Genomic DNA, 13,845 nt, shown 5'->3' with positions numbered 1-13,845 from the left:
AGTTTTGACCGAAAAACAAAGCCATAGTAGCAAATAATCTGCCGAATATACATATTATTTCTTTTATTTGCGTCATTTTATTAGGTATTTATTGTAAGTTAGGTTATCTTTGCTATTCGTCAAAAACAATATTTATTGGATAATTTAAATATCCATAGCTCAAAATCAACACATCAAATTATTAAATTAATCATGACACCACAAGAATTTTTCATGAATGATTTATTCGCAAAAAATGCGGGCGTAGTATTGCTTGAAGTCCGCGAAGGATATAGTAAAACAAAAATGGAAATAAAAGCAGAACACCTCAACGCAGGTGCACGTACACAAGGAGGGGCCATTTTTACTCTGGCAGATCTGCACTTGCAGCTGCAGCCAATTCACACGGAACACTTGCTTTCTCCCTCTCGTCGAACATAACATTCCTGCGTGCCAGCGGTCCGGGTGATACCCTTTATGCCGAAGCACGCGAACGTTATATCGGTCGAAGTACAGGTTGCTATCAAGTAGATGTCACTAATCAACATGGAGAGCTGATTGCAACTTTTGAATCAAGCGTATTCCGAAAAGATCAAAAGGTTCCCTTCGAAGTCTGAGTCCGGCTTATTTAACGATTGAAGTCATCGGATAACGATTACCGGTAACATCATTCAAGAATGCTTTTGCTGATCCAAAATTCAAAAACAAGTCTAAACGAACAGGAAGGTGGTTCTTATCATCTGATACAAAGAAAGTAATCACCTCCTTCTCTTTACCTTTCTTATCATATTCCACCAATGAAAAGATCAGACAACGATATGTAATACCATTCTCTGCTTTCACATTTTCTTTTCCACGATAGATAAGTGTTTGTTCCTCCACCTTACGTCCTGTAGCCATCGGAAATTTAATCTTATCACCGACTTTATAATCAGCAGGATCATAGGAACGAGCCTGAGCCAAAATAGTCAGCATATCATAAATACAACGGCTATCACTAGTCTCGTCTTCATAAACTTCACCTGTACGCGGGAAAGAGCGTTTCTGATTTGCAAAACAAAGTCCGTCTTTATAAGAAAACCAAGCCTCATCGACGGTGTAACGTTTACCTTCTTCAGCCCCTTTACGGAAATAACGGGGCTCCAGCTTCTCTCCCATTACACAAGTCAATGTGTCACGCATCTTAAAAAAGAAGTCCGCACGTTTACTGCCTAAGGCTAACAGGTTAATACGAAATGCAGGTTTGGAATGATACGTAGTTGCATTGGTTGTTAAGCTGGCAATTCCGGCCTTTACCCAAACAAATTTCCAATTAAAATACAAGTCATACATGACATGTTCTCCTGACTGGAATGCATCATTCTTCGCTTCACACTGAGCATTAACAGGAAGCCCTATACTTCCTAACAATAACAGAATAAATCCGATGGTGAATGCGCGTCGCAAATTATCGGCGGCGCCGTTCATCACTATTATTATTTTTTCTTTTATCTTCATCTGGTTTTTGTTTTTTAAGTTCGTCGAGTTTTTGTTTATCAAGAGGAGTAGAATGAATATCCCACGATTGCTTGGTCAGATCCCAATTTGCTTTTGGTTCCAGAATCATATTATAATAATAGACCTCCTCTGGTTGCAATCCCTTTTCAAAATTTCCTGTATCCCACTCACCGTTTCCATTCCTGTCATTAATCAAACGAGCAGAGTATTTCCCCGGATTTAAGTAATAGAAGTCAGCAATTCCATTGACAACTCTCCGCCGACGTACCACTTTATCTTGCGCATCTAATAGTTCGACAAAAGCCGAAGAATCCGCCCCCGTTATATTGAATACAATGCTGGCATATTCATCTTCACTACGTACCTTAAACCCTTGTTTTATTTTATCAGTAAACAAGCCATATATCCCATGAAATGCTGTAGAATCTACTGCAAATTCATATTCAATCGTCGGTTCCCAATCATGGTACAGATTAAATTTCTTTATATCAATCGAATCATGTTCAAATTCAAAAGGCACGTCTTTCCAAAGAGTATCTACTTTCTGTCGAAGGTGAATAGCTGCACTGTCAAAATAGGCAATTGGCTCCTCAAAAACCAAAGAAATAGAACCATATACGTCCATTGATGAAGGAGCATCCACTTTTACAGATAAGAACTTTGTCGGTTCTACTTCTTCCTCATCGTCTTTCTTTTTCTTCTTTTTCTTCTTTTCAGGTTCTTCTTTCACTAGTTTCTGTTTCGACACAAGTCTCAACGTATCTGTACGAGGAACTAACTGATTCAATGTATCCGTATAAAGATAAGTCAGGCTAAGAGCAAGCGTATCCTGTTTATACAAAACAGAATCTTTCACCCAATAATGAATGGTATCATTACGATGAGTCTTTTCTATAACAAAAGCCTCCTTTTCATCGAAATTTAATCCTTTCAACACAGGTAAAGTATCCGCCTTATTTGCAAAATAAAGAGTAAATTTCTGCGGCACAAGACGCTCCGATTTTATCAAGTACTGAGAGTTATTGAGTTCCTTAAAAGCACGAAGTATGAGATTATCCGGCAAATAATGAGTATATTTCTTTTCAATGATTGTGTCATAAGTCAATGAATCCACCCATGCTGTATCCATACGCACACGCTCTTCCATCGTAGGTATAACCAAAGAATCATTAAAAGCAATCATTTCGCTCTTCTGATTAAAAGTAAAGTTCTGGTCGGCATCCATCAATCCATAGATACGATATTTACCAGGAGCAATTCCACGAATTGAGAAATGCCCGCGACTGTCAGTACGTGCCACGCGGTCAAAAGGTAGTTTAGTGAAAGCTGAATCATTGAGATTGGAATGTAATCCGACTAACATTCCTTTAATAGGCTCGAGGTTAGAAGCATCAAGCAACGTTCCGGCTACTTCCATTGTATCAATCTGTGCACCCGTGGAGAAAGTAAATGCAAAGTTACCCAGCGGATTACCCTCATTATTATCCACAATAGCATCAGAAAAATCGATTGTATAAGTAGTATTCTCTTTCAAAGAGTCAAGCAGGTTCACCTGTATTTTCTTTCCGGTAGCCTTAATCTCAGGTTGTTGTATCTGAGGAGGTGAAACAACCACTTTTTCTGTTGCTTTCTCTATCTTGATGAATTCATCAAAAACAAGAGATATCTTATTCTTTTTAACGTTTGTAGCACCTGCTACCGGTGTACTACCCACAAAACGAGGAGGAGTCTTATCTTTCTCTCCACCCATCGGTTGTCCGATGCTTGCACAGGAATATATCACAGCTACCAATGTTGACACTGGTAAAACTCTGCGAACTATATGCTTTATCTTTTGATTCTCAAATTGTAACATGTTGCAAAAATAAAGTTTCTTCATCAATAAACACTAACTTTCTAGCTAATTTATTAAAAATCACAAATTCTTTAGGAACTAGCTAGCTATAACGGAAGCACTATTCCTTATTCTATAAGCTATTCAAAGTGTATTCAATATCTGTTTGGATTAAATATACTTTGATAGATAACAAAACAGAGAGAAAGTATGTTTCTTCTCTCATTACTTAAAATCTATTATAAACTATTTCAGATGGGCTGTTTATTCTATTTTTCAACTAATTTATTTAATTGTGACCTTAATTGAATAATTATTTGTCTTTTACTTTTCAATAATTGCCTATCTTTGACCCCGTAAATTCAAACCTAATACAAAAACCCATGAAGAAACAACTGCTTTCCTGCTTTTTGGCTGCACTTGGATTGACAGCTATTCAAGCACAAAACTTCAATGAGTGGAAAGATCCGGAAATAAATGCCGTGAACCGCTCTCCCATGCATACTAATTACTTTGCCTACGCATCAGCCGATGAAGCACAAGCTGGCATCAAAGAAAACTCAAAGAATTTTATGACACTCAACGGTCTTTGGAAATTCAATTGGGTAAAAGACGCAGAAGCACGCCCTACAGATTTTTATCAGACAAATTTCAATGATAAAGGCTGGGATGAGCTGAAAGTACCTGGTGTTTGGGAACTAAACGGATATGGTGATCCGATTTATGTAAACGTCGGATATGCCTGGAGAAGTCAATTTAAAAATAATCCTCCCGAAGTTCCTACCACCAATAACCATGTAGGATCTTACCGTAAAGAAATCATCCTTCCAGAGGATTGGAAAGGGAAAGAAATACTTGCTCATTTTGGTTCTGTAACTTCCAATATGTATCTTTGGGTAAATGGACGTTACGTAGGTTATAGTGAGGATAGTAAACTGGAAGCAGAATTCAACCTTACCAAATATCTCAAGCCCGGTAAGAACTTGATAGCGTTTCAAGTATTCCGCTGGTGTGATGGTAGCTATTTGGAAGATCAGGACTTTTTCCGTTATTCCGGTGTAGGACGTGATTGTTACTTGTATGCACGTGATAAAAAACATATTCAAGACATCCGTTTAACTCCTGACCTGGATAGCCAGTATAAAGATGGTACTTTAGACGTAGCTATTGACTTAAAAGGTAGCGGAACAGTAGCCATTAACTTATCAGATGTACAGGGAAATAGTGTAGCGACAGCCAATCTGAAGGGTTCCGGTAAACTTAATACTACCCTTTCCATTTCAAACCCGGCGAAATGGACTGCTGAAACTCCGAATCTTTACACTTTGACTGCCACCTTAAAAGATGGGAATAAAGTGACTGAAGTCATTCCTATAAAAATTGGTTTCCGCAAAATTGAATTGAAAGACGGACAAATTCTTATTAATGGTCAGCCGGTACTCTTTAAAGGAGCCGACCGTCATGAGATGGATCCGGACGGTGGTTATGTTGTGTCTCTTGAACGTATGCTACAAGATATCCAAGTAATGAAAAAACTCAATATCAACGCTGTACGTACTTGCCATTATCCGGACGACAACCGTTGGTATGACCTTTGCGACCAATATGGATTATATGTAGTAGCCGAAGCCAACATCGAGTCTCATGGAATGGGATACGGAGACAAGACACTTGCAAAGAATCCTGCTTATGCAAAAGCACACATGGAACGTAACCAACGCAACATTCAACGTGGATACAACCATCCTTCTATCATTTTCTGGTCATTAGGTAATGAGGCAGGTATGGGACCAAATTTCGAAGCATGTTATACATGGATAAAGAATGAAGACAAGACTCGTGCCGTACAATATGAGCAAGCTGGTACCAGTGAGTTTACAGATATTTATTGCCCGATGTATTTAGACTATAATAATTGCATCAAATATTCTGAGGGAGACATACAGAAACCACTGATTCAATGTGAATATGCACACGCTATGGGTAATTCTGAAGGCGGATTCAAAGAATACTGGGATATTATTCGCAAATATCCAAAATATCAGGGTGGATTCATCTGGGACTTCGTTGATCAATCCTGTCATTGGAAAAACAAAGATGGCGTAGATATTTATGGTTATGGAGGTGATTTCAACAAATACGACGCTTCTGACAATAACTTCTGCGACAATGGTTTGATCAGTCCTGATCGTGTACCAAACCCACATGCTTATGAAGTGGGGTATTTCTATCAGAACATCTGGACAACTCCGGCTGATCTTGCAAAAGGTGAAATCAACGTTTATAATGAGAATTTCTTCCGCGACTTGTCTGACTGTTATATGGAATGGAGCTTATTAGCAAATGGAGAAATAGTTCAAACCGGTATTGTAAACGATTTAGAAGTGGCACCTCAGCAAACGGCCAAGATACAATTGGCATTCAACACAGAAAAAATATCACCTTGCAAAGAACTGCTTCTTAATGTAAATTATAAACTTAAAAAAGCTGAGACTTTACTTCCGGCTGGGGAGGTTATCGCTTATGACCAATTAAGTATTTGTGATTACAAAGCACCAGATCTAAAATTAGAAAACAAACAAACTTCTAATATTGCAGTCACTGTTCCAAGTATTCGAGATAATGATCAAAACTACCTAATCGTTACCGGTCAGGACTTTTCTTTAGAATTCAACAAACATGACGGTTATCTTTGCCGCTATGACGTGAAGGGAATACAATTAATGGCACAAGGTAGCAGCCTGACTCCCAACTTCTGGAGAGCTCCCACAGATAATGATTTTGGGGCTAACCTGCAACATAAATATGCTATCTGGAAGAATCCGAAGTTGAAACTAACATCATTGAAACATGCTATCGAAAATGACCAAGCGGTTGTTCGTGCAGAATATGACATGAAGCCAATGGGAGGTAAGTTATTCCTTACCTATATTATTAATAATGAAGGAGCAGTAAAAGTGACACAGAAAATGACTGCAGACCAAAGTCAGAAGGTCTCTGAAATGTTCCGTTTTGGTATGCAACTGCGTATGCCACTTGCCTTTAATGAAATAGAGTATTATGGTAGAGGACCGATAGAAAATTATTCTGACCGTAACCATGCTGCAAGACTTGGTAAATACCGTCAAACTGTAGACGAACAATTTTATCCTTATATCCGTCCACAGGAAACCGGTACAAAAACAGATATCCGGTGGTGGAATATGCTGAATATCGGTGGCAATGGTTTACAATTTGTTGCTGAAGCTCCATTCTCTGCATCTGCATTAAACTATACCATTGAATCATTGGATGATGGCAGTAACAAAGACCAACGCCATTCACCCGAAATAAAGAAAGCCAACTTTACAAACTTCTGCATCGATAAGGTACAAACAGGGTTGGCATGTGTTAATAGTTGGGGAGCAATACCATTGGATAAATATCGTCTTCCATATCAAGATTATGAGTTTAGTTTTATTATGACCCCGGTATTTCATCAACTAAAGTAAAAAACATAGTTAAAAAACACGATATCAGAGTACAAGAATACCGAATTTAAAGTACTTTTGCAGTCGGAAACTGATTTTTCTCAATCAGTTTCCGACTGTTTTCTTTAAATCACCTATCTTACTCATTGAACAACACGCCGGCAACAAACGCATAATCATTAAAAAAACAGATAAATAGTTTAGTATGAAAAGTAGAATTGTTTTATTTGCATTTTGCGTAGCCCTATTGTCTAGTTGTGGCAATAAGGGAAACGATACGGGAAAAGTCCCTGAATTTGCAGTACAAGAAGTACAAAAGAGCACTGCATCTTTAATATCTTCTCATCCTGCAACAATCGAAGGAAAACAAGATGTAGAAATCCGTCCGCAAGTATCGGGATTTATCACGAAATTATGTGTAGACGAAGGAGCTACTGTTCGCAAAGGACAAGTTTTGTTCATTATTGATCCCGTTCAATATGCAGCTGCAGTACGTACTGCGGAAGCTGCTATTAAAACAGCTGAAGCTGCTGTAAATACTCAACAAATAACTGTTGATAATAAGCGTGAACTAAACAAGAAACAGATCATCAGTAACTATGATTTGTCAATGGCAGAAAATTCTTTGGCGCAAGCACAGGCACAATTGGCACAAGCACAAGCGCAATTGACTACTGCCAGACAAAACTTATCTTTCACTCAAGTAAAAAGTCCGACAGACGGTATCATCAACAAGATCCCTTATCGTTTAGGAGCTCTAGTAAGCCCTTCAATGGCAGCACCAATGACTACAGTATCTGAATTGGGAGAGGTTAATGTATATTTCAACATGACTGAGAAAGAACTGTTGGCCATGGCAAAAAGCGGTGACATTAAAGAAGAACTCAACAAAATGCCGGCTGTAAAGCTACAATTGATAGATGGAACAATGTATGATGCAGAAGGTAAAATTGAAATAGTAACCGGAGTCATTGAAAACGGTTCTGTACTTATGCGTGCTAAGTTCCCTAATGACAATCACATTCTACATAGTGGTGGTAGTGCTAATATTCTCATTCCTTATAATATGGAAAATGCGATTAACATTCCTCAATCAGCAACAGTTGAAATCCAAGACAAGAAATTTGTTTATATATTACAACCGGATAACACTGTAAAATACACAGAAATCACAATTTTCAATCTAGATAACGGAAAAGATTACTTAGTTACTTCCGGTTTGAATTCCGGAGACAAGATCGTTATAGAAGGCGTGCAAACACTGAAAGACGGAATGAAAATACAACCTATCACTCCGGCACAAAAAGAAGCGAACTATCAACAAGCTTTGAAAGATCAACACGATGGCAACTTAGCCACTGCTTTCAATTAATAATTCAGATAACCGTATGAAATTAGATAATTTTATTAACCGTCCGGTACTATCAACAGTTATTTCTATTTTGATAGTAATCTTGGGTGCTATTGGATTGGTAACATTACCTATCACCCAGTATCCGGACATTGCTCCTCCTACCGTATCGGTAAGAGCTACTTATACGGGTGCAAGTGCATCAACCGTATTAAACTCCGTAATCGCTCCGCTGGAAGAGCAGATCAACGGTGTAGAAAATATGATGTACATGACTTCCAACGCATCTAACACAGGTTCCGGTGATATTTCTATATATTTCAAACAAGGAACGGATCCAGATATGGCGGCTGTCAATGTACAAAACCGTGTTGCTATGGCACAGGGATTATTACCAGCCGAAGTTACCAAAGTCGGTGTAACCACTCAAAAACGCCAGACTTCTATGTTAGTCGTATTTTCACTTTACGATGAAAGCGACACTTATTCCAACTCATTTATCGAGAACTATGCCAAGATCAACTTGATTCCACAGGTTCAGCGTGTACAAGGTGTAGGTGATGCGAATGTAATGGGTCAAGACTATTCCATGCGTATTTGGTTGCGTCCGGACGTAATGGCCCAGTATAAACTAATTCCAAGCGATGTAGCTGCTGCATTGGCAGAACAGAATATCGAAGCAGCTCCCGGTCAGTTTGGTGAACGTAGTAATCAGACTTTTCAATACACCATCCGTTACAAAGGACGTTTACAACAACCGGAAGAGTTTGAAAATATCGTTATCAAGTCACAACCGGGTGGCGAAGTTCTTCGCCTGAAAGATATTGCAAAAATAGAGCTAGACCGTCTGGGATATAACTTTACCAACCGCGTAAATGGACATAAGGCTGTTACTTGTATCGTTTACCAGATGGCAGGTACTAATGCAACCCAGACTATTACCGATATAGAAAAGCTTTTGGATGAAGCGTCTAAGACTCTGCCTACAGGATTGAAGTTAAACGTATCCATGAATGCAAACGACTTCTTATTTGCTTCTATCCATGAAGTATTAAAGACTTTGATCGAAGCATTTATATTGGTATTTATCGTAGTATATATCTTCTTGCAGGATTTACGTTCTACATTAATCCCGACTATTGCTATTCCGGTAGCTTTGATCGGTACCTTCTTTATCCTGTCATTGATCGGATTTAGTTTGAACCTGCTGACCTTATGTGCTCTAGTTCTCGCCATTGCCATTGTGTCGATGATGCGATTGTGGTCGTCGAAGGTGTGCATGCCAAGCTAGACCAAGGTTACACATCCGCCCGCCAAGCCTCTATCGATGCAATGCGTGAACTGGGAGGTGCTATCGTATCTATTACATTAGTTATGATGGCGGTGTTTGTCCCCGTAAGTTTCATGGGTGGTACAGCAGGTACGTTCTACCGTCAGTTCGGTTTGACCATGGCAATCGCTATTGGTTTGTCCGCATTGAACGCTTTGACTTTGAGTCCTGCCCTTTGTGCTATATTCCTGAAACCACATACCGGTGATGGACATGAAAACAAGAAAAAATCGTTCGTAGATCGTTTTCATGCCTCGTTCAATGCAGCATACGATTCTATTTTGAAACGATATAAGAAACGTGTACTGTTCTTCATTCAGAAGAAATGGTTATCTTTAGGATTGGTTGCTATTTCTATCGTATTGCTTATATTCTTTATGGGAACTACACCGACAGGTATGGTACCTAATGAAGATACCGGTACATTGATGGGTGCAGTAACATTGCCTCCGGGAACTTCACAGGACCGTTCTGAACAAATATTAGCACGTGTTGATAGCTTGATCGCTTCCGACCCTGCCGTAGCATCACGTACATTGATTTCAGGATTCAGCTTTATCGGGGGGCAGGGACCTTCCTATGGTTCTTTCATTATTAAATTAAAAGACTGGGATGAACGTTCTGTAACACAAAACTCCGACCTGATTGTTGCCACTTTATATATGCGTGCGCAGAAGATTATTAAAGAGGCACAAGTATTGTTCTTCGCACCTCCGATGATCCCGGGTTATTCGGCATCTACAGATATTGAAGTAAATATGCAAGATAAAACCGGTGGTGAATTAAATAAATTCTTTGATGTAGTCAATGATTATACGGCAGCATTGGAAAAACGTCCGGAAATCAACTCGGCAAAGACCTCTTTCAACCCGAACTTCCCACAATATATGATCGATATCGATGCAGCAGTTTGTAAAAAGGCAGGTATTAGCCCGAATGACATCCTTACTACCATGCAGGGATATTACGGAGGTTTGTACGCATCCAACTTCAACCGTTTCGGTAAGATGTATCGTGTAATGATCCAGTCAGATCCATTATCACGTAAGAATTTGGAATCTCTGAAAAATATCAAGGTTCGAAACAACAGTGGTGAAATGGCACCGATCAGTCAGTTTATATCTGTGAAGAAAGTATACGGACCGGATATTATCAGTCGTTTCAATATGTACACTTCAATGAAAGTAATGGTTGCTCCTGCTCCCGGTTATACTTCCGGTCAGGCTTTGCAGGCACTTTCTGAAGTAGCGCAACAGAATCTTCCGACAGGATATACTTACGAATTAGGAGGTATGGCACGTGAAGAGGCACAGAGTAGCGGCAGTACAACAGGTTTGATTTTTGTTCTCTGTTTCGTATTCGTTTACCTATTGTTAAGTGCACAATACGAAAGTTACATCCTTCCGTTGGCTGTATTACTTTCGATTCCATTCGGTTTGCTGGGTAGTTTCTTATTCGTTAATGGAATGAGTGCTATCGGCAGTATATCGTCATTGAAGATGATTCTGGGAACGATGTCCAACAACATTTATATGCAGATTGCCTTAATCATGTTGATGGGTCTGTTGGCGAAAAACGCCATTCTAATTGTAGAGTTCGCCCTCGACCGTCGTAAGATGGGTATGAGTATTACTTGGGCAGCCGTTTTGGGTGCCGGTGCTCGTCTCCGTCCTATTTTGATGACATCACTCGCTATGGTCGTAGGTTTGCTTCCGTTGATGTTTGCATTTGGTGTAGGTGCTCATGGTAACCGTACATTGGGTACAGCTTCCATCGGTGGTATGTTAATCGGTATGATTTGCCAGATTTTCATTGTTCCAGCCTTATTCGTTGTCTTCCAATATCTGCAAGAAAAAGTAAAACCGATGGAATGGGAAGATATCGACAATGCAGATGCTGAAACAGAGATTGAACAATACGCTAAATAATGAAATTCGATATGAAGAAACAGATTATATATATGTTGTGTGCAACTGCTCTGCTGAGCAGCTGCCACATCTATAAGTCATACGACAGACCCGAAGATATTAATACCTCCGGCCTGTATCGCGACCCAGTAGCGGAAAATGATACAGTGGTCTCGGATACAACAAACTTCGGAAATCTGCCATGGAAGACTGTATTTACCGACCCACAACTTCAATCACTCATTGAATTGGGACTGAAACAAAATACAGATTTACAATCCGCTATTTTAAAAGTAAAAGAAGCGCAAGCTCCTTTACTGGCAGCTAAATTGGCCTATGCTCCTTCACTGGCTTTATCACCGCAAGGTACTATCAGTAGCTTCAATCATAAAGCTGCTTCAAAAACCTACTCTCTTCCGGTGGCAGCCAGTTGGGAAATAAGTTTGTTCGGTGGAATATTGAACACAAAAAGAGGTGCTGAAGTTAATGTTAAACAAATGCAAGCTTACCGCCAAGCTGTTCAAACTCAAATCATAGCCAATGTTGCTAATATGTATTATACGTTGATGATGTTGGACAAACAGCTGGAGATCAGTCGTGAAACAGCAGAAATTCTGAAACGGAATACAGAAGCGATGGAAGCGATGAAAGAGGGTGCAATGTATAACATCAACAGTGCAGGTGTAGAACAAAGCAGAGCTGCTTATGCTCAGGTACTGGCTTCATTGCCAGATATCGAACAGAGTATTCGTGAAGTAGAAAACTCTTTATCAGTTTTACTTGGTCAGGCTCCGCAAAGCATCAAACGCAGTACATTAGATGCACAATCGTTGCCAAGCGAATTCTCAGTAGGCGTTCCTTTACAGTTGCTTTCAAACCGTCCTGATATCAAAGCTGCAGAAATGGCTTTAGCAGCTTCTTACTACAATACCAATGTGGCGCGTTCCAATTTCTATCCTAAGATTACATTGAGTGGTTCAGCAGGATGGACCAATAGTGCAGGTTCAACAATTATCAATCCGGGCAAATTTCTAGCAACTGCTATCGGTTCTTTAACTCAACCATTATTCTATAATGGTTCTAACATTGCCAAACTGAAGATTGCCAAAGCACAGGAAGCAGAAGCAAAATTAGCCTTCCAACAAGCGTTATTGAATGCCGGAAGTGAAGTCAGCAATGCTTTGAGTTTATATCAAACAACCAGTGAAAAGGCAGAATCCAGAAAAATACAGGTAGAAGCTGCACAAAAAGCTGCTAACGATACCAAGGAATTGTTTAACTTAGGGACCTCCACTTACCTGGAAGTTCTGTCGGCTCAACAATCTTACCTGAGTGCACAAATTTCTCAGGTTTCCGATACATTTGACCAGATGCAAGCAGTAGTAAACCTCTATCAGGCATTAGGTGGTGGAAGAGAAGATTAACTTTAAACATATACTATTATGATTAGTCCGTTAGCTTATGTAGACCCTGAAGCAAAAATAGGAAAGAATGTAACCATTCAGCCTTTTGCTTATATCGAAAAAGGAGTGGAAATAGGAGATGATTGTATCATCATGTCTTATGCTAGTATCCTGAAAGGAACAAAAATAGGAAAAGGAAATAAAATACATCAGAATGCAGTCCTGGGAGCGGAACCGCAAGACTTTCACTATACCGGAGAAGAAAGCAGTCTGATTATCGGAGAAAAGAATGATATCCGCGAAAATGTAGTCATTAGTCGTGCCACTTTTGCCGGGAATGCTACAAAAATCGGAAACGGTAATTACCTAATGGATAAAGTACACCTTTGTCATGATGTCCAGATAGGCAATAATTGTGTAGTTGGCATTGGGACCACCATTGCCGGAGAATGTGTATTGGATGATTGTGTCATCCTGAGCGGAAATGTTACCCTCCATCAATATTGCCATATAGGAAGCTGGACACTCGTACAAAGTGGTTGCCGTATTTCGAAAGATGTACCTCCATACGTAATTATGTCCGGAAATCCGGTTGCTTATCACGGAGTAAATGCCGTAGTCTTGTCACAGCATCACAATACGTCAGAGAGAATTCTCCGCCACATTGCTAATGCCTATCGTCTGATTTACCAAGGTAACTTCAGCGTACAAGATGCAGTGCAGAAAATCGTTGATCAGGTACCAATGAGCGAAGAGATTGAAAACATTGTAAACTTTGTCAAGAGCTCGGAGCGAGGAATTGTAAAATAACAGATAGTTACTTGCCAATAAAAGCAAAGGTGGTGTTCTACAAAAGGCACCACCTTATTTTATTTGATTATAGTCCATGTCAGCATTTCCGGCTACTATTTCCATTTTAATTCATCTTTCCTTCATCTTCATATTTAAGGATATTTATTTGTAAATATGAAGATGAAGGAAAGAAGGTTTGCATTAATAAAACACTGCGAAAACGCTATAGAATTTCAGAAAAAGATTGTTATGTTTGTATCCAATCTTCCTCATCTTTAAAAA

The 13,845-nt window shown here is 39.4% G+C and carries 6 protein-coding genes and 2 pseudogenes; 6 read left to right on the top strand and 2 right to left on the bottom strand.

Annotated elements, in window-relative coordinates; all coding sequences use genetic code 11:
* Positions 1-192 precede the first annotated feature (192 nt).
* Positions 193-596, top strand: a pseudogene (locus tag JCM17102_RS27940) (hotdog fold thioesterase).
* A gap of 7 nt (positions 597-603) precedes the next feature.
* Here the strand turns inward: JCM17102_RS27940 and JCM17102_RS15550 are convergent.
* The gene (locus JCM17102_RS15550; RefSeq protein ID WP_033886944.1) at positions 604-1,476 is read right to left on the bottom strand and encodes a DUF3108 domain-containing protein; all 873 of its coding nucleotides are present in this window, start codon (positions 1,474-1,476) and stop codon (positions 604-606) included.
* The gene (locus tag JCM17102_RS15545; protein WP_025075836.1) at positions 1,427-3,331 is read right to left on the bottom strand and encodes an Ig-like domain-containing protein; all 1,905 of its coding nucleotides are present in this window, start codon (positions 3,329-3,331) and stop codon (positions 1,427-1,429) included. Before JCM17102_RS15545 ends, JCM17102_RS15550 begins: the two co-directional genes overlap by 50 nt.
* Before the next feature lie 362 nt (positions 3,332-3,693).
* Here JCM17102_RS15545 and lacZ point away from each other — a divergent pair, with 362 nt between their 5' ends.
* The 5 genes and pseudogenes from lacZ (at position 3,694) to lpxA (ending at position 13,581) form a co-directional block, all read left to right on the top strand.
* On the top strand, positions 3,694-6,801 hold the full coding sequence (lacZ, locus tag JCM17102_RS15540) for a beta-galactosidase, LacZ type (protein ID WP_025075835.1): 3,108 nt from the start codon (positions 3,694-3,696) through the stop codon (positions 6,799-6,801).
* A gap of 184 nt (positions 6,802-6,985) precedes the next feature.
* On the top strand, positions 6,986-8,152 hold the full coding sequence (locus JCM17102_RS15535) for an efflux RND transporter periplasmic adaptor subunit (protein WP_025075834.1): 1,167 nt from the start codon (positions 6,986-6,988) through the stop codon (positions 8,150-8,152).
* 16 nt (positions 8,153-8,168) lie between these two features.
* Positions 8,169-11,389: pseudogene (locus tag JCM17102_RS27935) on the top strand (efflux RND transporter permease subunit).
* An 11-nt stretch (positions 11,390-11,400) separates the two neighbouring features.
* Positions 11,401-12,792, top strand: coding sequence for a TolC family protein (locus JCM17102_RS15525; RefSeq protein ID WP_025075833.1), 1,392 nt, complete (start codon positions 11,401-11,403; stop codon positions 12,790-12,792).
* A gap of 18 nt (positions 12,793-12,810) precedes the next feature.
* Entirely contained in the window at positions 12,811-13,581 is a 771-nt protein-coding gene (gene lpxA / locus JCM17102_RS15520) for an acyl-ACP--UDP-N-acetylglucosamine O-acyltransferase (protein ID WP_025075832.1), read from the top strand.
* Positions 13,582-13,845: the final 264 nt, after the last annotated feature.

The sequence above is a fragment of the Bacteroides faecichinchillae JCM 17102 genome (assembly GCF_000614145.1).
In the GTDB taxonomy this organism is placed as follows: Bacteria; Bacteroidota; Bacteroidia; order Bacteroidales; family Bacteroidaceae; genus Bacteroides; species Bacteroides faecichinchillae.
This window is presented reverse-complemented; position numbering and strand designations above follow the sequence as displayed.